The following is a 19,858-nucleotide window of genomic DNA, read 5'->3' as shown; positions in this document are numbered from 1 at the left end:
TAAATGCAGCACCCGGCCCGTGCCGAGCTGTGGCTAAGTTCCCACAGACTCCGCCGGCCGGCTCGCCGAGGTGCCGCACGCATGGCAAAACTTGGCAAACGCGCTCTTGCGGGTATGGCAGGGCGCGCAGTGGTCAAACAGGCCAATGCCGCAGTGCGGGCAAAAGTCGATGCTGTCGTTCTTCAGGTCCACCGGGCGCTCACAGCCCGGGCAGACGCTTTTGGCCAATCGGGCCAGGGCCACGTCGTAGCTGAGTTCCTCGCGGCGCTGGGCATCGGGCAGGGCTTCGGCGAGCTTCTGTTTTTCCAGGTAGCGGTTCAGCCCCACGATGGCCTGGCGCCCGACCAGCACGGTGAGCACGATGCCGACCACATAGCGTACATAGCCGCCGTAACTCGGCAGATACGGCACCAGTTCGACAAAGAAGGCGAACAGAGCGAAGTAAATGAAACCCCAGACAAACGGCCAGTAGGTGCTTTTGCGCTGTTTGACAAACAGCCAGCCGGCGATGGCCAGCAGCGGCAGGGTCAGCGCCAGCCGGTAGCCGAACACCCGCAGCTCCTGCTTGCGCTGTGCCTGGTCCAGGCCAGTCTGGGCCGATTCTTCCAGCGCTGTCAGCCGGGTTTGCGCGGCCTGCACCGACTGGCGGGCATCCAGCGCAATCTGCTCCTGCTGGTCGATCAGGGTCTGGGCGCTGCGTTCAGCGGCCTTCAGCTGGTCCAGCGCCTTGGTGCGGCTGAGCAGCTCGGGGTCCTGGTCGGAGCGGCCGGTGGCGTGGCGGGTGGCCAGCCAGTTGTCAAAAGTTTCGCGGGCAGCCGCTCCATTGGACTGGGCTACCTGCAGCTTCAGGCTGGCCTGCTCCAGCGCGGTGTCGGCATCGCGTTCAGCCAGCTGGCCGGCCTTGACCGCGGCCCGCGCCTCGGTGGCCGCCGGCTTGTCGATGAAGTCTTCCAGGGTGAACTGGTGCTCCACCTGCGGCAGATCGCCCACCACGCTGCCGCCCAGGCCGATCAGGAAACCCGCAAAAATGAAGGCCACCAGCCACAGGCCGCGGTGGAACCACTTTTCGGACAAACGCAGTGCTTTGCTCATATCAATTCCTTGTTACAAGGCCAACTGTACGGGCGCGCCCGCCAGCTGTGTGCGTTGCAGCCAGCTGAACACCGAATCCACGGTGATGGTCTCGATACGGTCGCTGAAGCGCTTTTCGTTCGGGTGGTCGTCGAAGGCCACGTTGGCCTTGGTGGCGCGCGCACCCAGCCGGGTCAACGGCCCGATCTTTAGGGTGGTGGGTGTGTAGCCCTTGAACTTCAGCCAGGCCTGGGCCCGCTCGCGCGAGTCGGCACTGGGCTCCATGGCGGCGGCCAGGGTTTCCAGCGCCCACTGGTTGGACTGCTGGTATTTGGTCGCCCAGGCGTAGCTGACCAGGCTGTAGGGCTTGCTGTGCAGGCGCACGGCACGGGGCGTGTCTTGTAGCAAGACCAGCAGTCGCTCTTGGACCTCGGGCGTAGGCACGGCCCAGGCGGCTTCATAGCGCCAGAGGTCGTCCATGAAGAACTCGCCCAGGCCCTGGCGGTAGATAAAAGCATCCGGCGTGCCGCACTGGTTGAGCTTGTGCAGCACACGCCATACGTGGCCGCCCTGGCCGTCGGGCTGGCGGTAGGCAAAGCCCAGGTGCGAATAGCGCAGGCCGTACGGGCTCAGGTCTTGCCCGGCGCGGGCCAGGATCACCACCCGCGCGCCGCTGGCATCCAGCGCCGCCAGGGTGCGTTCGGCCAAGGTGAGGCCGCGCTCTATGGTGGCGGCCTTGGGCGGCTGCTCGGCATCGCAGGAGCGCCCGGCCAGCGCGGGTGGGGCCAGCCACAGGCCGGCACACAAACAGATGGCGGGCAGAATTTGCAGGCGCATGGCGGGCTTTCGGTTCAATTGGTCACACGTTCGTTGTGCAGCAAGGCACGGCCCAGCGCATTCGGGATGAAGGCAATCGCCTCACCTGCCGCCGACAGCACGGTGCCCGCGCCGATCACGCTCACCGTGACCACACTGCCTGCCACCAGCGATGCGCCCGCCACGCCCTTGCCGACCACTTCGATGCTGGCCTGCGCGCCGTCCGAGGCCCGCTCCAGCAGATACACCGTGCCGCGGGCGGTGGACTGCACCGTTTTGACCACCAGCACCGCGCCGGCGGTAGACAAGACGACCGGCACCGCCACCACCGATCCCGCAGCCGCACTGGCGCCCACCACAACCGAGGCCACCGGCAAGGCCGACACAGCGCTCAGCGCCGAGGCCTCGCTCTGTGCTTGTGCATCAAAAAAGGCTCCACCGAAGACAGCGAATGCGCTGGCAGCTATTAAAAAAGTAGCAATTGTCTTGTTCATGACCTTTTCCTTGGGGCTTATTCAGCAACCGCATCGACGCGTGCCGCCCGGCCTTGCAGACGGGCTTCGCCCACATCCGCGTCATGCTTGTCGCGCAGCGTCTTGGCCAGAGTGAAGGTGCAGGTAATCAGGTACAGCCAGCTCACACCCAGAAAGGCCTTGTAGGTCTCGTTCACGTCCATGCGCGCCAGGCCCCAGCCGGTCAGGCCCATGGCCAGGAAGAAGCCGCCCCAAACCACGAACTTAAACATCGGCGTGTCGGCAACCCGGGCTTCGCCCTGTGCGCGCTCGTTGTCGCGCACAAACTTGGCCAGCACGAAAGCTGCGGACAGGCAAAAGAAGTAGCCCATCACCATGAAAGCCCGGTCCAGATCCTGGCCCGGCAGATAGGCCAGGCCGACGGCGCAGACAAAGATGGCGATGGCGAACGACAGCCAGACCTGCAACGACCAGGCTTTGGAGTCGCGGTGGATCAGAACGGTTTTGGAAGCTTGCATGGTTTCCTGCGAAGAGTGGTTGAACATGGCCGCGATTGTGTCCAGCGCCAGGCCCGACCCGCACGCATTCTTCGTCTAGTTTGATGAAATACGCTGCCAGGTATCGAATTACGATACTTTTTACCGCCCAGGTACGCGGTGCAAAATGGGCCGCATGAAAGCTCCCCCCAGACTGCAAGCCTTGGTCGAAGAAGGCCTGATCGACACCGTGGTCCGCCAGCTGATGAGCGGCAAGGAAGCCATGGTCTACGTGGTGCGTAGCGGCGACAACACCCTCTGCGCCAAGATCTACAAAGAAGCCACCAACCGCAGCTTCCGCCAAGCCGTGGACTACACCGAAAATCGCAAGGTCAAAAACAGCCGCCAGGCCCGCGCCATGGCCAAGGGCAGCAAGTTTGGCCGCGAATCGCAAGAAGCGGCCTGGCAAAGCGCCGAGGTGGATGCGCTGTACAAGCTGGCCGATGCCGGCGTGCGCGTGCCGCGGCCGTACAACTTCTTTGAAGGCGTGCTGCTGATGGAGCTGGTGACCGATGCCGCTGGCGACGCCGCCCCGCGGCTGAACGACGTGGTGTTCAGCCCCGAAGACGCGCGCCGCCACCACGCCAGCCTGCTGGCCGAAGTAGTGCGCATGCTGTGCGCGGGCACGGTGCATGGCGATCTGTCGGAATTCAACATCCTGCTGGCCGCCGACGGCCCGGTGATCATCGACCTGCCCCAGGCAGTGGATGCGGCCGGCAACAACCACGCCCAGCGCATGCTGCTGCGCGATGTGCTGAATCTGCGCGACTTCTTTGGCCAGTTCGCACCCGAGCTGCTGCACACCGACTTCGGCCCCGAGATGTGGGAGCTGTACCAGCGCGGCCTGCTGAGCACCGAGGTGACGCTCACCGGCCATTACCAGCGCAAGGCCGGCGCCGTCGACATGGGCAGCGTACTGCGCGAAATTGATGACGCCCGGGCCGAAGACGCAGCCCGCAGGCTGCGGATGCAGCAAAGCGGTTAGGGCATGCCCGCCCCAGACAGCTGGCCTTGCGGGGCCGATGCAGGCTAAGATCAAGCGCATCTCTGCATGGCGTAAAGCGCCCTCTTGGGAAAGGTCGGTATGCGTCTGTGGCAAGCTGGAAAGTGGAGCTCCTTGTCGGCCAGGATCCGGCTGCTGGTGCTGGTCACCATCCTGCCGGCGGTGCTGCTGGTGGTCTACCAGGCGCACGCCAACCGCACCGAAGCGATTGCCGCCACCGAAGAGCGCGCCACGCTGACCGTCAAAAGCCTGGCTGCCACCCAGCAAAGGCTGATCAACAACACCCGCGAATTCCTGCAGAACCTGGCCTACCTGCCCCAGGCCCAGCAACCAGATGCAGCCGGCTGTTCGCAGTACCTGGCCGAAGTGCTGTCGCTGAACAATACCTACGTCAACCTGGGCCTGCCGCGGGCCGATGGCGCGCTGCTGTGCAACGCCACCCCGTTGAGGGCGCCAGTGAACGTGGCCGACCGCCCCTACTTCCAGCGCGCCATCCAGTCGCGGGAGTTTTCGGTAGGCGCGTTCCAGGTGGACCGCGCAACCCAGGCCTCCAGCGTCAACTTTGCCTATCCGGTGGTCAACTTCGCCAGCCAGAAGGTGGTGGGCGCGGCGGTGGCGGTGGTATCACTCGACTGGTGGAGCCGCCGCCTGGCCGACCTGAGCCTGCCGGATGGCGCCGTGGCCCGGGTGACCGACCCCAGCGGCTACGTGATTGCCCGATACCCACCCGCGCCGCTGGAGTTGGGCCTGCTGTTCTACGACGCCAATTTCAGCAGCGCACTGAACCAGCACGGCGACATCGGCGTGCTACACCGCCACGACAGCGATGGCAAGCGCCAGCTGGTGGTGTTCCGGCCACTGATCGAATCGGATGGCAAGGCGATTGCCACCATGAGCCTGACCATTCCACTGGAAAACCTGTATGCCGCCGCCAACCAGCGGATGTGGAACGACATCGGCTTTCTGCTGCTCGGCCTGCTACTCAGCTTTGGGTTGGCACACGAAGGCATACGCCGCGCTGTCGCCCAGCCGCTGCAGCGCCTGCTCGACGCCACCGACGGGCTGGCCCATGGGCGCTATCTGCCGCAGATGCCGACCACCGGCATCCGCGAACTGCGCGAGCTGGCCCAGCGCTTCAACAACATGGCCTTGAAGCGGCAGGGCTTCGAAAACCAGCTGCGCGAGAGCGAGGAAAACCTGGCCATCACCCTGCATTCGATTGGTGACGCCGTGATTGCCACCGATGCCGAGGGGCGGGTCACCCGCATGAATGGCGTGGCGGAGCGGCTCACCGGTTGGTCCATGGCCGACGCCGTGGGGCAGCCGCTGCGGGCGGTGTTCCGCATCGTCGATGCCGGCACGCGCGCGCCCATACCGGACCCGGTGCAGGTGGTCATGGCGCGCGGCGAAGTCGTGGAGCTGGCCAACCACACGGCACTGCTGGCGCGCGACGGCGCCGAATACCAGATTGCCGACAGCGCCGCGCCGATCCGCAATGCCGATGGCGAGATCGTCGGTGTGGTGCTGGTCTTCAGTGATGTCTCCGAGTCGTACCGCGTTCACCGGCAACTGGAGGCCAACGAGGCGCGGTTTCGCATCCTCTCGGCCTTGTCCTCCGACTGGTACTGGGAACAGGATGCGCAGTTTCGGTTCGTACGCTTTGAGGGCAATGCACAAGCACAGCTCGATAAAAAAGACACTTCACCCTATGGACATGCCCGCTGGGACGAGCCAACGCTGAATGTGACTGAGGCCCAATGGGAACAGCACAAGGCGCTGCTGCAACAGCACCTGCCGTTCCATGATTTTGAAATCCAGCGCGTCGACATTCACACCAAGCAGCCCTACTGGATATCCATCAGCGGTACACCGATTTTTGACGACCGCGGCAAGTTTTGCGGCTACCACGGAATCGGCAAGGACATCACGGCACGCAAGCATGCCGAGAATGAATTGCGCATCGCCGCCATCGCCTTCGAATCGCAGGAAGGCGTGCTGGTCACCGACCGCGACGCGGTGGTACTGCGAACCAACAACGCCTTCAGCAAGATCACCGGCTACAGCGCCGAAGAAACCATTGGCCAGCCCATCAGCATGCTGGCCTCGGGCCGCCACGACGCGGCTTTTTTTACCGCCATGTACAGCACCCTGAAGACCGCCAACGAATGGCAGGGCGAGATCTGGAACCGCTGCAAGAACGCCGAGGTGCGGCTGTACTACATGACCATCACCGCCGTCACGGACGCTGGCGGCGGCCTCATCCACTACGTCGCCACGCTGGTGGACATCACCCAGAAAGCCGCCGCCGCCAAGGAGATCGAGCACCTGGCGTTCTACGACGCGCTGACGCACCTGCCGAACCGCCGGCTGATGATGGACCGCCTGCAGCAGGCCTTTGCCTCCAGCACCCGTACCGACAGGCATGGTGCGCTGTTGTGCCTGGACCTGGACCACTTCAAGACCCTGAACGACACCCTGGGCCACGACATGGGCGATGTGCTGCTGCAGCAAGTGGCCCTGCGCCTGAAAAGCTGCGTCCGCGAAGGCGACACCGTGGCCCGGTTTGGCGGCGACGAGTTCCTGGTGCTGCTGGAAGACCTAAGCCCGTTTGCCACCGAGGCCGCAGAACAGACCCAGGCCGTGGGCGCGAAAATCCTGGACACCCTGAACCAGCCCTACCAGCTGGCCTCGCACCATGTGCACAGCACCACCAGCATGGGCGCGGTGCTGTTCAGCGGGCAAACCCAGTCGCTGGAAGAGCTGATCAAGTACGCCGACCTCGCCATGTACGCGGCCAAGAATGCCGGGCGCAATGCCGTTCGCTTCTTCGATCCGATGATGCAGGCCGCGGTCAGCGCCCGCGCTGCGCTGGAGAACGATTTGCGCACGGCGCTGGCCGAGCAGCAGTTCCAGCTGTACTACCAGATCCAGATCGGCCCGGGCGACCAGCCGGTGGGCGCCGAGGCGCTGATCCGCTGGCAGCACCCGACGCGCGGCCTGGTGTCGCCGTTCGACTTCATCCCGCTGGCCGAGGAAACCGGGCTGATCCTGCCCATCGGCCTGTGGGTGCTGCAAACCGCCTGCAAGCAACTACAGCGCTGGCGCAACGACCCGGCCACCGCCGACCTGCAGCTGGCGGTGAACGTCAGCGCGCTGCAGTTCCGGCAGCCGGACTTCATGGAGCAGGTCGGCGCGGTGCTGCGCCACACCGGTGCCCGCCCGGACCGCCTGAAGCTCGAGCTCACCGAAAGCCTGGCCCTGGAAAATGTGGAAGACACCATCGCCAAGATGAAGGTGCTGCGGGGGCTGGGCCTGCGTTTCTCGATGGACGACTTCGGCACCGGCCAGTCCTCGCTGTCCTACCTGACGCGGCTGCCACTCGACCAGCTGAAGATCGACCAGAGCTTTGTGCGCAACATCGGCATCCAGCACACCGACGCCCTGATCGTCCAGACCATCATCGGCATGGCCCATAGCCTGGGCATCGACGTGATCGCCGAAGGCGTGGAAACCGAGCAGCAGCGCGCGTTCCTGGCGCTGAATGGCTGCACGCTATGCCAGGGCTATCTGTTCAGCCGACCGGTGCCGCTGGATGAGTTTGAAGCCCTGCTAGGCCAGTACGCCAGCGCAGCCTAGGCCAGCAGCCCCGCCACCCGCAGCCGCAGCGCCTCTGGCTGCACCTCGCCCGCTGCCATCGCGGGCCCTACGTTCAACCCCACCCGGTTCAGCATGCCGCGCCGGAACGGCTTGGCCATGGCGGTGCCGCCTTCGGCCCGGCTGAAGTACGAGCCCCACAGATTGGTCAGCGCCATCGGAACCACCGGCACCGGCGCACGCTCCAGAATCTTCATGATGCCGCCCTTGAACTCCTGCAGCGTGCCGTCCTTGGTGATGCCGCCCTCGGGGAAGATGCCCAGCAGATCGTCGTCCTGCAGCACCTTGGCGGCAGCCGCAAACGCGGCGTCGTAGGCCGCGGGGTCTTCGGCGCGCGGCGCGATGGGAATCGCCTTGGCCAGGCGGAACAGCCAGCCCAGCACCGGTACCTGGAAGATCCGGTGGTCCATCAAAAACACGATGGGCCGCGGGCTGGCCGCCATCAGCAGCACTGCATCGACAAAGCTCACGTGGTTGCAGGCCAGGATCGCCGGGCCGCTGATCGGGATATGCTGCTCGCCCGTCACCTTGAAGCGGTACACGCAGTGCGACAGCAGCCAGGCCACGAAGCGCAGCAGGTACTCGGGCACCAGCAGGAAGATGTAGAAAGCCACCACCGCATTCGCCAGGCCGGTGAACAAGAAGATCTGCGGAATGCTGAAGCCACTGCTAAGCAGCGCCCCGGCGATCACCGAGCTGCCAATCATGAACAGCGCGTTCAGGATGTTGTTGGCCGCGATGATGCGGGCCCGGTGCGTGGGCTGGCTGCGTAGCTGGATCAGCGCGTACATGGGCACGCTGTACAGCCCGGCAAACAGGCTGAGCAGCGCCAGGTCGGCCATCACCCGCCAGTGCGCGGATTGCGCCACAAAAGCCCCCAGGCCCATCACCGGCACCACCGGCAGGCCGCGCGAGGCAAAGTACAAATCGACCGCAAACACGCTCATGCCGATGGCGCCCAGCGGCACCAAGCCGATCTCCACATGCCGGCGGCTCAGCACCTCGCACAGCAGCGAGCCGGTGCCGATACCGATGGAAAACAGCACCAGCAACAGCGTAGCCACCTGCTCGTCGCCGTGCAGCACCTCCTTGGCAAAGCTGGGGAACTGGCTGAGGAATACCGCGCCGAAGAACCACATCCAGCTGATGCCCAGCAGCGAGCGGAACACCACCAGGTTGCCATGCGCCAGCTGCAGGTTGCGCCAGGTCTCGGTGAACGGGTTCCAGTTGATCTTCAGCTGCGGATCGGTGGCTGCCAGCTCGGGAATCGCCTGCGCCAGCCAGCGGCCGATCAGCGCCAGCGCCACGCAGCCGATGGCCACCGCGGTATGCCCGACCTCGGGGATCGTCACCAGCAGCCCGCCGACGATATTGCCCAGCAGAATGGCCACGAAGGTGCCCATCTCCACCATGCCGTTGCCGCCGGTCAGCTCGGCGTCCGACAGCACCTGCGGCAGGTAGGCGAACTTGACCGGCCCGAACAAGGTGGAGTGCAGCCCCATCAGGAACACACAGGCCAGCAGCACCGGTATCTGCACCGCCAGGTTGGTCGTGAAAAAGCCGTAGGCCGCCACCAGCATGATGGCGATCTCCAGGTTCTTCACCGCGCGGATCATCCGGGTCTTGGGGAACTTGTCGGTCAGCTGCCCGCTAGTCGCCGAGAACAGCAGGAACGGCAGAATGAACAGCGCCCCGATCACCAGCCCCGCCAGCGCCGGCGGCAACCAACTGACGCTGAGCTGGTAGGTCACCATCACGGTGAACGAGAACTTGAACAGGTTGTCGTTCGCCGCCCCGGAGAACTGGGTCCAGAAGAACGGCGCAAAACGCCGCTGCTTGAGCAGCGCGAACTGGTTGGGATGGGGCGCAGAATCGTTTGTCTGTAGTGTCATTTTTAATGCCAAATAGGGCTGTGGCGCACATTCTATGTGCGCATACAGCTATTTAAAATATAGCAAACATGGGTGTCATCAAACGCCGTACCGGTCCCACAAGGCATTGCTGAACCGGGTCGCCCCCAGGCTTTGGCGCAAGGCCCGCAGCCTGGCGGCCTGGGGATAGGCCGTATCGAACTGCTGCTGCGTGGCATGCAACTGGTAGGGCAGATAGTACGTGCCCCCATGCGCCAGGGCCAAGCCCACCATCGAACGGGTCCATGAGGCCACCGCCGGCTGGGCAGCCCCGGCGACCCGCTGCTTGTAATAAACCACGAAGGAAAACACATCCTCCTGCGCCCAGGCCATCAGGCTCTGGCGGTCGGCCGGCGCATGGCGGATCGACACGTTCAAGGTGCCGGTGGACGACTGCTGCAGCAACACCGCCATCTGCCGGGCGAACGCCAGGAAATGGCGCTCGGGAATGAAGTATTCCTGCAGCACATAGGTGGCGATGGAGCGCGTCGCAGGCTCCAGCTCGGCCACGTCGTGGCTGGCCTCGTAATTGCGCCAGACCACGGCGGGCCGGTCCTGCAAAGGGTCGACCAGCTGGCGGCGCAACGCATCCCCGCCCGGCAGTTCGGTCATGGCCCAGATGGCAGCTTTTTCCTTGAGGTAGCGCCCCTGGGTGCTGCGCAAACGGGCCGGCTGCGTCAACGGCTTGTCGCTGCGCCGCCAGGTCACGCAATGCGGCTGCCCGAAGTCTGGCGCCTGCAAATCCGCGTTGTGCAGCAGCGCGTTGGGGTCGCTGGCCACCTGCTGCTTGAACCAGGCGGGGTAGTCCGCCAGCGCCACCCGTTCGGTATGGCGCTCGATGGCGAAGTTGTCGTCCAACGCCAGCTCCACCTCGGTCACCACGCCGACGCCGCCGTAGCCGCCAATGGCTGCAAAAAACAGCTCGGCATGCTGCTCGGGCGAAGTCTCCAGCACCGTGCCATCTGCCAACACCAATTGCAGCGCCCGCACGCTGGAGACGATAGGCCCATGGCCCACGTAGCGCCCGTGGCAGTTCACCGATACCGAGCCGCCGACGGTGAAGTTCGCGTAGCTCTGCATGGTGCGCACCGCCAGACCATGCGGGTCGATCAACGTCTGCAGATCCCGCCAGCGCATGCCGGCCTGCACCCGCGCCACTTTGCGCACCGGGTCGAGCGCAACCAGCTGCTGCATGCTGCGCATATCCAGCTGCAAGCCACCCGCCAGCGCGGTCTGCCCGCCCATGCTGAAGCGCCCTCCCCCCACGCTGACCTGGCCCGGCCAGCGCCGCAGCGCTTGGCAGATGTCGTCGGCATTGCGCACCGCCACAATCTGCGCCGTCGGCATTGAATACAGGTGCGTCACATTGCAGACGCTCAAAGGGTCGGCCGGGCAAGTGGCCGCCGCATCGGTCGCTGCCAGCACCGCCCCAGCGGCCACGCCGCCTAAAAAGGCGCGGCGGGTGAGCTCAGTGGCGGCTTGGGGCATGGCGGCTTCCTTGTGGCATGTTGGCAGCATTGTGCCCAGCCCCTGCGGATTGCTGAGCAGGCCGCGGCCGGCGGTTTCCCAGGTCTCGTAAAAAGAACGCCACAGCCAACTCCTTGAAGATTAAGTGGCGCGAGTGTCGGTACAGCCCACGCAAACCCGCCACAAAATACCAACCTGCATGCGCTTACAGTACAAAAGGTATCAATAATCGATACCCATGAGCACAACCGCCGACCTCGTCACCGCCCTGAAGAAAGAACTCAAAGCCGCCCAGCTGACCTACGCCGACCTGGCGGCCAAGCTGGGGGTGGCGGAATCCAGCGTCAAGCGCATGCTGTCCAAAGGCGATATGCCGTTGTCGCGGGTAGACGCTATCTGCCGCGCGCTGAAGCTGGACTTTGCCGAGCTGGCGCGCCGCGTGGCCGATGCCCAGCCGCTGCTGGCCGAGCTGACGCAGGAACAGGAGCGCGCGGTGGTGGCCGACAAGAAGCTGCTGCTGGTGGCGATCTGCGTGCTCAGCCAGTGGACGCTGGAGCAGATCGTGACCTGCTACCGACTCAGCGAGGCCGAGTGCATTGCCTGCCTGACGCAGTTGGACCGTATCGGCATCATCGAGCTGCGCCCGCTGAACCGCTACCGGCTGCGGCTGGCCAAGGCCTTCCGCTGGCGGCCGCACGGGCCGGTGATGCAGTTCTTCCGCGAGGACGTGGTGCTGGACTACTACAGCGGCGGCTTTGACGGCCCGGGCGAGGGCCTGCTGCTGGTGCATGGCTCGGTGAGCCGCAGCCTGGCGCCGGTGTTCTTGGAGCGGCTGCAGCGGGTAGCGCAGGACTTTGCCCAGCAGCACCTGGCCGACCAGAAGCTGCCCGAGGATGCACGCGAAGCCTACACCCTGGTGCTAGGCATGCGGCGCTGGGAGTTCGCCGCGTTTACGGCTTTGAGACGTTGAACACCCCCAGGCTACAGCGCAAGCGCTTTCCGCCCACCCCCTTGCAGGGGGCGAACCCTACAGCCCGGCACAGCCGGTTCTGCGGGTTCCTCGGGTGAGAAACCGTTGCGCCTACTTAGCGCTGTCGGTAAACACCGTCAGCACGCCGGTGTAGCCGTACAGGTTCTGCCGGGCGATCTCGCCGGCGGCGAAGAAGCCGACCAGGGGCACGTCGCCCAGGGCCCGGCGCACAATCTGCAGCTCGGCGCTGGGGCCGCCGAAGTGGTTGCCGCCGCGGCCGGTGCAGCTTACATAAACAGCTCCGGCAATGCGCCGCGCCGGGTGGGGGGCAGATTCGGCCTCGGGCGCGGCCAGCGCGGTAGCCAGCTCGACCGACAGCTCTTCGGGCTCTAACTCTTCGCGGATTTCGGCGCAGATGCGCACCAGGTCGGCCCTGGCCGCCGCCACATTGCGTTGGCAGAAGGCCAGCCGGGTGCCGACTTCGACGTTGTCGCCGATAGCTACGCCTTTGCGCGTGGGGTCCAGGCCGATGATGTGGCGCACCACCACCTCGCTGCCGAAATGCGCGGTGCGCACCACGGTATCGCCGACGGCGGCACGGGTCAGGCCGACCAGGGTGGCGCGGACCCGGCCCAGGGCTTCCTGCGGCTGCTCCAGGTTCACGCCCAGGTCGCGCAGCAGCACGTCGAGCGCGGGCTCGCCATCCAGTTCCAGCACCAGGTTGGCGTCGGACGCGGTGACCACGCGGGTGGCGGTGATCGGCTGGCAGCCCTGGGTGACGCGCGACACCAGGGGTACGCCGCCGCCAAAGGCCACGCCGCTCAGGCCACCGCTGAACACGCCGCGCGCCGCGCCATGGCCTTTGATGTTGCCGTTGCCACCGACAGCAAACTGCACCGAGCGCGAACGGCTGGACGCCAGGCCGCCGAACAGGTAGCCGGTATCGGTGCGCTGGGCCATTTCGGCCACCAGCTCGGTGAGATCGGGGGTGTTGGCATCGGCATGCACCAGGGCGGTATGCGCCTCGAAACCCAGGCCCAGCGGCGCCACGCCGGAGAACACGCGGTACTGGTCGGCCGGCAGGTCGCACAGCATGACGCTGAGCGCGGGCTCGTCCACATACTCGACATTGTTGGCGGCGATGCCTATGCCCACGGTGCCCGACCAGTCGGTCACCTCGGGCAGCTCGCCACTCAGGTGGTCCAGGATGTCCTGGGCGTCGGCCGCGTAGTGGTCGGTGATGTAGAGCAGGCCCAGGGTGGGCGCGCTGGCGTAGTCGGGCAAGGCCATGTGGGCGCGCAGTTGCGCCAGGACCAGGCCGGCGGCCATGCGCCATTGCGGGTGGGTGGCGTGGCCGTGGGGAAAGAGTTTCATAGCCAGCTCGGAATGCAGTTCGGGTTCAGGATATCAGTTCAGCGGCTTTTTCGCCGCGGCCTTTTTGGCTGGCGCTTTCTTGGCGGGGGTCTTTTTGGCAGCGGCTTTGGCGGCGGGCTTGGCCGACGGCACCTGGGCGGCCTTGGCCATGGCGCCTACGCTTTTCAGGGCTTCGGCCGCGAAGTTGGTCGCCAGATTCTTGCTTTTCTCGATCGCCGCCTGGGTACTGGCGTCCTTCAGGGCCACGCCGGCGATCTGCTGGAACTGCTCGGTCAGCGAGCCCCACCACTTCAGCGGGTCGACCACGCCGGGCGCGGCCGGCGCGTCGGCAGCGGCTTCGGCGGGTGCCGGTGCGGGTTCGGGCGCGGCGGGCTTTTCGGCCGGCTTCTCTGCCGGTTTTTCGGCGGCTACATCGGGCTTGAGCTTGAAGGCGCTGGCCAGATCGGTCATGCTGAAGTTCATGCCCTTCAATGTGGCCAGGGTCATTTTCTGCACTTCCAGCGCCTGGATGGTGGCCTTCAACGCGACCGCGTTCTGGTCGAGCCAGAACTGCACGGCCTTCAGCTCGGTGATGCGTTTGTCCAGCTCTTCGACATTGATGGTGGGAGCCACCCAGCCGCCCATCGCGGGCATGGCCGGGGCTGCGTTCGCCGCGCCTTTGCCCAGGTTCTGCAAGAAATCAAAGCCGGGCACGAATTTGCTGAAATCAAAGGCGGGTGTATCGCTCATGGTGTCTCCTGTGGGGGGTAGCGGTGCGGGTTTTCACAGCTTACCCCAATGGAGCCGCATTGCGCACCGCCAGATGGCGCTTGGCATCAAGACAGGGCGGTCTTCAGCGCCGCCACGCGGGCCAGTACCAGCCAGTCCAGCAGCAGCACCGCCAGCAATACGCCGCCTGCCAAGGGGAAAGCCACAGCCACCAGCAGCATCACCACCGCGCCGCCCTTCCACAGAGGGGCCTGGGCGGGCACGCTGGGCGCGGCCAGCCGGCCGCTGCCCTTGGGGCGCCGCACCCACCACATGGCGACGCCGCTCACACACAACAGCACCACGGCCAGGCAGAACAGCACGTTGGCGCAGGCGCTCCACAGCCCTACATCGCCCTGGTGCAAGGCAATCCCCACGGCCATGGCCTTGGCCACCGGGGCGTAGTCGGCATAGCCCGCCTGCGCCAGGATGCGACCGGTGTAGCGGTCCACGTGCACAAAGCGGTCCTGGAACGGGTTGGCCAGATCCCCGCTCATGGTGTCGGCCGAGATGGAGTACACGCCCGTGGCATCCTGCGGCACATTGATGTGATACTGCCCGGTGAACCCCAGGCGCTGCGCCAAGGCGGCTACGCCGTCCAGGTTCACCGCCTCGCCAGCGCCCACACCGGGCGTACCCATTTGGGAGCCGGACACCGGTAACGGGGTCTGCTCCAAGCCCCAGGGCACGTCGTGCAGGCCCGCGCTGTTCAGCGTGGCGTGGGTGGCGTCCGAGGTGGGCACGGCGTCCCATTTGGTGGCCGGGAAGCTGCTCCAGGGCTGGACCAGCTTGGCGCCCCACACGCCCGTCCACGACATGCCGGTCAGCAGGAACAAAGACAGCACCAGGCTGAGCCAGAAGCCCAGGCTGGCGTGCAGCGACTTCCACCACTTGCGGCCCGTGGCCCGCCAGTGGGGTACCAGCACCTCGGACCACCGCTCCAGCTGGCGCGGCCAGAACAGGTACAGGCCGGTGATGAGCATCACCATACCCAGGCCGGCGGCCACTTCTACCAGGTAGTCACCGGTAGGCCCCAGCAGCAGCGTGCCGTGGATTTTCTCGGCCCAGGCGAAGACCGTGGTGTCCTTGTTTACCACCTTGATGACCTCGGCGGTGTAGGGGTTCACGGCGACCGCATCGGTCACGCCGTCGTGCAGCATCAGAAACCAGCTGGGCACATCGGGTGTCTTGGGCGCGATGTATTCCTTGAGCTGGGCCGCAGGAAACTGCGCCAGCACGGGCCGGGCCTGCGCGGTCACCGCCAGGGCCTGGCCTTGGGGTGTGACGTAGGTCGTCGTGCCCAGGCGGGTCTGGAAGCCGGTGAAGAAGACCATCACCAGGCCGGTCACGGCCAACATCAGCAAGAAGGGCACGACGAACAGCCCGGCATAGAAATGCCAGCGCCAGGCCATGGCATAAAAACGGGACGCACCCGGCGTGCCAGACGCGCCATACGTGTGAGAAGGCGAAGTTGCATTCGAGGAAGTCATATCTTCAAAAATGGAATAGGCGAGCGAACCCGGCCCGGCGTAGGGACGCGTTCAGCTACAGCTGCGCCTGTCAGCGCGGGACATTCAGAGGGTGCAGGGGCTCAGGCCTGCGGCACTTGGCGAAAACGGCAGTGAAGACCCGCCGTGTGCGCCGTGGTCAGTGCTTGTGGGCGGCCGCCGCAGGGGCTCCGGGGGCCGTGGTGGCGATCGGCAGCTTCAGCTCTTGCTTGCTCTGCACGCCCTTGGCGTCCTGGAACACCAGGGTCAGCGGGATGGTGCTGTCCTTGGGCAGCGCGGCCTTCAGGTCCATCAGCATGATGTGGTAGCCGCCGGGGGTCAGGGCCACGGGTTTGCCGGCCGGCAGATCCAGCCCGCCGGGCAGCGCGCGCATCTTCATCACGTCGCCCTCCATCTTCATCTCGTGCACCTCGGCCACACCGGCGACCGGGGTGGACACGGAGACCAGCCGGGCCGCTTCCTTGGCGGTCAGGGTCATGAAGGCGCCGCTGCCCTTCTGGCCCGGCACGGTGGTGCGGGCCCAGGCGTTGCTGACTTCCACATTCTGGGCAAACAACTGGCCGCTGGCGCAGACCAGTATTGCGGCAATAGCTGCGAATTTCATAGCATTCATTCCTTTAATGGGCATGGCCAACGTGTTCCGACGGGATGATTTCCAGCAGCGCCGCCGGGTTCTTCAGGCCCTTGCTGGAGGTGCCGCTGGCCGGCACTTCGGACCAGTCGACGCTGCCTTTCTCGCAGATCTGCAGCACCTTGAACCACATGGCGCCGGCCGTGGCAGGCAGGGCACCGCGCAGCACGAATTCGTCGTAGTAGGCGTCCTGCAGCCAGCTGTCTTTGGACGCAGCGGTCCAGGTGATTTCGGTCACGCCTTCGGTGACCTGCTTGCCGTGGTCGTCAAAGGGTTTGTCAAGCTTGCCGCTCTTGATGGCCAGCAGCCAGCCGGCCTTGGGCATGGGCTTGGCGTCCTGGAAGCCGGCCGGGATGGTGACACGCAAGCCAGTCACGGGCGAACCCTCGCAGCCGTGGCCGACGCGCAGGGTAGCGCGGTAATAGGTGCCGGCCAGCGCCGCCTGGTCCGCCAAGGTGACATGGGCAAAAGCGCTGCTGGCACAGATAACAGCTGCGCAGGCAGCTACGGATTTAATAGCAATTGAAATAGACATGAAAATATTCGGTCGCAAGACCCCAACTCAAAAAAACAAGAAATAGGCCGCTAGCGCAGGTGGCACCTGCACGAGTAGCTACATATTTGATAGTTCAGAGCAAGGTCGGCGGCCCGCGCGCCGGCAGGGGCGCAGCGGTCAGCCAGGCGATGTGGGCGGCCGGAATGCTGCGCAGCACATAGGCCAGCGGCTGGGCCGGTTCGACCTGCACCCGGGCAGTTGGCGGCGGCGCGCCAGGGGTCAGGCACAGCGGGCAGTCGCCCATCTGGCTCACCACCTGGGTGCTGCCGTCAGCCGACTTGACCAGCAGCTTGACGGCACCGGCACTGGAGCAAACCAGCTCCATGGCCAGCGGGTGCGTCAGCGGCGCGGCAATCGCCACACCCAGCGACAGCGCAAAACACAGCAGCACCCAGCGCGCCAGATGGCGGGCGAAGGCGTGGGGGTTGCGCAGCGTGGGCATGGCAGCGATTATGCCGCGCCTGCGCGCCAGCTCAGGCGCCGCGCACCATGGCCAGCACCTTGCCCGCGTCCAGGCTGCGGGCCGTCTGCTGCATGGCCGGCAGGTAGCGGCTGTGCAGGCCTTGCGCCTCCTGGGTCACGCTGGCGTAGACGTCCTTCAGCACCTGGGTCGACATGCTGCGCCCGCCCGCGTAGTAGCGCTTGGCCACATGGCCCAGCGCATAGGTGGCGGCAAAGCTCATGCCGGTGCTGACCGCCTGCTGGCCCAGGCCGCGCAGCAGGCCGCCGCCGACCTTGCCCAGCAAGCCGCCGAGCAGCTTGCGCCCGGCCTGCTCCAGGTACTGCGAGGTCAGGCCTACGCCGACGGTAGCCAGAAAGTCTTTGATATGGCCGCGGTCCAGCTCGAAGCCATGGGCCTTGCCGATGCCGTAGACCAGCTTCATCTGCAAGGGAATGATGGCCATGGTGGACAGGGATTCGGGCAGCAGCTCAAGCGCGCCGTTGACGATGGCGGCGTTGAGGATCTGCTTGTCCAGTTCGGCATCGCTGACATTAGCGGTAATGGCGGCTGCGGTCGCGGCCAACGGCGCGGAGGCCATGGCGTCGGCCTGCTGCACGAACTGTTCGGCAGCCGCTTTTTGCAACCCCAGGGCCTGTTGCACGCTGGCCAAGAAGCGCTGCTCGGCAGGGGAATGCACGCCATCCGCATCGCAGACGCAGACGGCCATTTCATAGGCCAGCTGTTTGGACTCGACGCTGACCAGCGCCGCCGCCACGCTGTCCAGCGAGACGCGCTGCAGCAGCACGTCCTGGTACAGCGTGGGCAGGTTCAGGCCATCGGCTTGCGACAGGCCTTCGGCGATGCGCTTGATCTCGGCGCGCTCGCGCTCGTGCTTTTCACCATCGACAAAGGCGGCGAGCAGGCTCAGGGTGACGATGGCCCGGGTTTCAGATGCATTCATGGAAGGTTCTCTGGACGTAACGGAACTGGTTGGTGCCGAAACAGGGCCAAAGGTTCCGGGCGGCATCCGGCGCGCGTCATGCATTTGCCACACCAGCGCCTTCTGCGTGTCACATGGCCACCGCACACTCGCGGGCAACTGCATTGCCATGGAGCTGCCATGAACGATATGTCGCACCGCATCTGCGCATCCTGTGGGGCTGCCGCACCGGCAGGGGCCTGATGTTCCAGGCCTTTGACGCAGGTGCGCCCGCCGCCGGACTCTGGCGCGCCGCGCTGGCGCCATCTGACGACGATGGACCCGACGACGACGCAGTGCCGGCGCAACGCCTGCGCTGCATCTTCATCTCCGACCTGCACCTGGGCACGCCCGGCTGCCAGGCCGAGCCGCTGCTGCGCTTCCTCAAAGCCTACCCCAGCGACTACCTGTACCTGGTGGGCGACATCATCGACGGCTGGCAGCTGCGCCGGCGCTGGTACTGGCCGCAGTCGCACAACGATGTAGTGCAAAAGCTGCTGCGCCGCGCCCGCAAAGGCTGCCGTGTGATCTTCGTGCCCGGCAACCACGACGAATTTGCGCGCGGCTTTGTGGGCCACCACTTCGGTGGCATCGAGGTGGTGCAGGAGGCGGTGCACGTCACCACCGACGGCCGCAAGCTGTGGGTGGTGCATGGCGACTACTTCGACGCGGTGGTGCAGTACGCAAAATGGCTGGCCTACCTGGGCGACAACCTGTACGAACTGACGCTGAAGCTGAACCGGCACCTGAACAGCCTGCGCGCCCGTATGGGCCTGCCCTACTGGTCGCTGTCGTCCTACCTTAAAGGCAAGGTGAAAACGGCGCTGAACTACGTGACCGACTTCGAGGAAGCCGTGGCCGCCGAAGCCCGCAAGCGCGGCCACCACGGTGTCGTCTGCGGCCACATCCACCGCGCCGAGATGCGTAGCATCAACGGCACGCTGTACTGCAACGACGGCGACTGGGTGGAGAGCCGCACCGCGCTGGTCGAGCACATGGACGGGCGGCTCGAGCTGCTGCACTGGCAAGACCCGTCGCCCTCTACCGCCACCAGCGTGCCAATGCAACACACCGCCACCGTTTAACCAGGAGCCACCCATGTCCGACTTCTTCGAGCAACTCAGAATGCAGCGCTGGGACGACCACCGCTACTACCACCACAGCCGTATCAACCAGTCGCTGCACCTGGTCAGCGCAGTCAGCTTTGTCTGCGCCTACGCGCTGCTGTTCAAAGACCCGGCGCTGGCCGCGCTGCTGGCCTGGCTGGTGTCGATGACGAGTCGCCAGGCCGGGCACTTCTTCTTCGAGCCCAAGGGCTATGACGTAGTGAACCAGGCCACGCACGAACATAAGGAAGACATCAAGGTTGGCTACAACCTGCGCCGCAAAGTGGTGCTGCTGGCGATCTGGGCGGCATCACCGCTGCTGCTGGTCTGGCAGCCCGGCCTGTTCGGCCTGCTGGAGCCGCACACCACCTGGGAAGGCTTTGCCCGCAACACCGGCCTGCTGTGGCTGGCCGTGGGCGTGGGCGGCCTGGTGTTCCGCACCGTGCACCTGTTCTTCATCAAGGACGTGGAAGCCGGCCTGGTCTGGATGACCAAGATCCTGACCGACCCCTTCCACGACATCCTGCTGTACTACAAGGCACCGCTGGCCTTGCTGCGCGGCGAGCTGATCGAACCCCGCAAAGCCCACCACGCCTGAGCGGCGTGGTGCTGGCC

18 protein-coding genes are annotated in these 19,858 nt (G+C 65.5%); 5 read left to right on the top strand and 13 right to left on the bottom strand.

All coding sequences use genetic code 11. The annotated features are described in order from the left end of the window. Positions 1-33 precede the first annotated feature (33 nt). Genes BLT66_RS18895 through BLT66_RS18880 form a run of 4 tightly spaced genes read right to left on the bottom strand, consistent with a single transcriptional unit; the run spans position 34 to position 2,905 of the window. Positions 34-1,092 carry a zinc ribbon domain-containing protein gene (locus tag BLT66_RS18895; protein ID WP_092760014.1) on the bottom strand — a complete coding sequence of 353 codons (1,059 nt, stop codon included), beginning with the start codon at positions 1,090-1,092 and terminating at the stop codon, positions 34-36. Positions 1,093-1,104: 12 nt separating this feature from the next. Continuing rightward, positions 1,105-1,908 (bottom strand): DUF2145 domain-containing protein, encoded by an 804-nt coding sequence (locus BLT66_RS18890; protein ID WP_092760012.1) that lies wholly within the window; start codon positions 1,906-1,908, stop codon positions 1,105-1,107. Between the two features lie 14 nt (positions 1,909-1,922). Further along, positions 1,923-2,381, bottom strand: coding sequence for a hypothetical protein (locus BLT66_RS18885; RefSeq protein ID WP_092760010.1), 459 nt, complete (start codon positions 2,379-2,381; stop codon positions 1,923-1,925). A gap of 17 nt (positions 2,382-2,398) precedes the next feature. Beyond that, the gene (locus BLT66_RS18880; protein WP_369821617.1) at positions 2,399-2,905 is read right to left on the bottom strand and encodes a YiaA/YiaB family inner membrane protein; all 507 of its coding nucleotides are present in this window, start codon (positions 2,903-2,905) and stop codon (positions 2,399-2,401) included. Between the two features lie 127 nt (positions 2,906-3,032). On the opposite strand from BLT66_RS18880, the gene BLT66_RS18875 reads away from it, so the two are divergent. Further along, positions 3,033-3,881, top strand: a complete 849-nt coding sequence (locus tag BLT66_RS18875; protein ID WP_092760661.1) for a PA4780 family RIO1-like protein kinase — start codon at positions 3,033-3,035, stop codon at positions 3,879-3,881. A gap of 132 nt (positions 3,882-4,013) precedes the next feature. Beyond that, positions 4,014-7,535 carry an EAL domain-containing protein gene (locus tag BLT66_RS18870; RefSeq protein WP_255407002.1) on the top strand — a complete coding sequence of 1,174 codons (3,522 nt, stop codon included), beginning with the start codon at positions 4,014-4,016 and terminating at the stop codon, positions 7,533-7,535. Here BLT66_RS18870 and BLT66_RS18865 read toward each other — a convergent pair. Continuing rightward, positions 7,532-9,445 carry an MFS transporter gene (locus BLT66_RS18865; protein WP_092760006.1) on the bottom strand — a complete coding sequence of 638 codons (1,914 nt, stop codon included), beginning with the start codon at positions 9,443-9,445 and terminating at the stop codon, positions 7,532-7,534. The two genes, BLT66_RS18870 and BLT66_RS18865, sit on opposite strands and share 4 nt — an antisense overlap. Positions 9,446-9,523: 78 nt before the next feature. Then, on the bottom strand, positions 9,524-10,951 hold the full coding sequence (locus tag BLT66_RS18860; protein WP_092760659.1) for an FAD-binding oxidoreductase: 1,428 nt from the start codon (positions 10,949-10,951) through the stop codon (positions 9,524-9,526). 217 nt (positions 10,952-11,168) lie between these two features. On the opposite strand from BLT66_RS18860, the gene BLT66_RS18855 reads away from it, so the two are divergent. Further along, positions 11,169-11,900, top strand: coding sequence for a helix-turn-helix domain-containing protein (locus tag BLT66_RS18855; RefSeq protein ID WP_092760004.1), 732 nt, complete (start codon positions 11,169-11,171; stop codon positions 11,898-11,900). Positions 11,901-12,011: 111 nt separating this feature from the next. On the opposite strand, the gene BLT66_RS18850 is transcribed toward BLT66_RS18855, so the two are convergent. From BLT66_RS18850 to BLT66_RS18820, 7 genes are all read right to left on the bottom strand, one after another. After that, the gene (locus tag BLT66_RS18850; RefSeq protein ID WP_092760002.1) at positions 12,012-13,274 is read right to left on the bottom strand and encodes an FIST signal transduction protein; all 1,263 of its coding nucleotides are present in this window, start codon (positions 13,272-13,274) and stop codon (positions 12,012-12,014) included. A 33-nt stretch (positions 13,275-13,307) separates the two neighbouring features. Next, entirely contained in the window at positions 13,308-14,003 is a 696-nt protein-coding gene (locus BLT66_RS18845) for a PhaM family polyhydroxyalkanoate granule multifunctional regulatory protein (RefSeq protein ID WP_092760000.1), read from the bottom strand. 86 nt (positions 14,004-14,089) lie between these two features. Then, positions 14,090-15,511 carry a PepSY-associated TM helix domain-containing protein gene (locus tag BLT66_RS18840; protein ID WP_092759998.1) on the bottom strand — a complete coding sequence of 474 codons (1,422 nt, stop codon included), beginning with the start codon at positions 15,509-15,511 and terminating at the stop codon, positions 14,090-14,092. A 157-nt stretch (positions 15,512-15,668) separates the two neighbouring features. Further along, entirely contained in the window at positions 15,669-16,133 is a 465-nt protein-coding gene (locus BLT66_RS18835; RefSeq protein ID WP_092759996.1) for a copper chaperone PCu(A)C, read from the bottom strand. Between the two features lie 13 nt (positions 16,134-16,146). Next, positions 16,147-16,695: a YcnI family copper-binding membrane protein gene (locus BLT66_RS18830; protein ID WP_092759994.1), complete on the bottom strand. Its 549-nt coding sequence runs from the start codon at positions 16,693-16,695 to the stop codon at positions 16,147-16,149. Positions 16,696-16,789: 94 nt separating this feature from the next. Then, positions 16,790-17,158 carry a hypothetical protein gene (locus tag BLT66_RS18825; RefSeq protein WP_092759992.1) on the bottom strand — a complete coding sequence of 123 codons (369 nt, stop codon included), beginning with the start codon at positions 17,156-17,158 and terminating at the stop codon, positions 16,790-16,792. A gap of 31 nt (positions 17,159-17,189) precedes the next feature. Then, positions 17,190-18,119, bottom strand: coding sequence for a YcjF family protein (locus tag BLT66_RS18820; protein ID WP_092759990.1), 930 nt, complete (start codon positions 18,117-18,119; stop codon positions 17,190-17,192). Between the two features lie 221 nt (positions 18,120-18,340). Here BLT66_RS18820 and BLT66_RS18815 point away from each other — a divergent pair, with 221 nt between their 5' ends. After that, on the top strand, positions 18,341-19,222 hold the full coding sequence (locus BLT66_RS18815) for a UDP-2,3-diacylglucosamine diphosphatase (protein WP_092759988.1): 882 nt from the start codon (positions 18,341-18,343) through the stop codon (positions 19,220-19,222). 13 nt (positions 19,223-19,235) lie between these two features. Continuing rightward, positions 19,236-19,841: a hypothetical protein gene (locus tag BLT66_RS18810; protein ID WP_092759986.1), complete on the top strand. Its 606-nt coding sequence runs from the start codon at positions 19,236-19,238 to the stop codon at positions 19,839-19,841. Positions 19,842-19,858: the final 17 nt, after the last annotated feature.

It is taken from the genome of Rhodoferax sp. OV413, assembly GCF_900104385.1.
Classification (GTDB): Bacteria; Pseudomonadota; Gammaproteobacteria; order Burkholderiales; family Burkholderiaceae_C; genus Rhodoferax_B.
The sequence above is the reverse complement of the archived record's forward strand: the minus strand, read 5'-3'. Positions and strand labels throughout refer to the sequence as shown.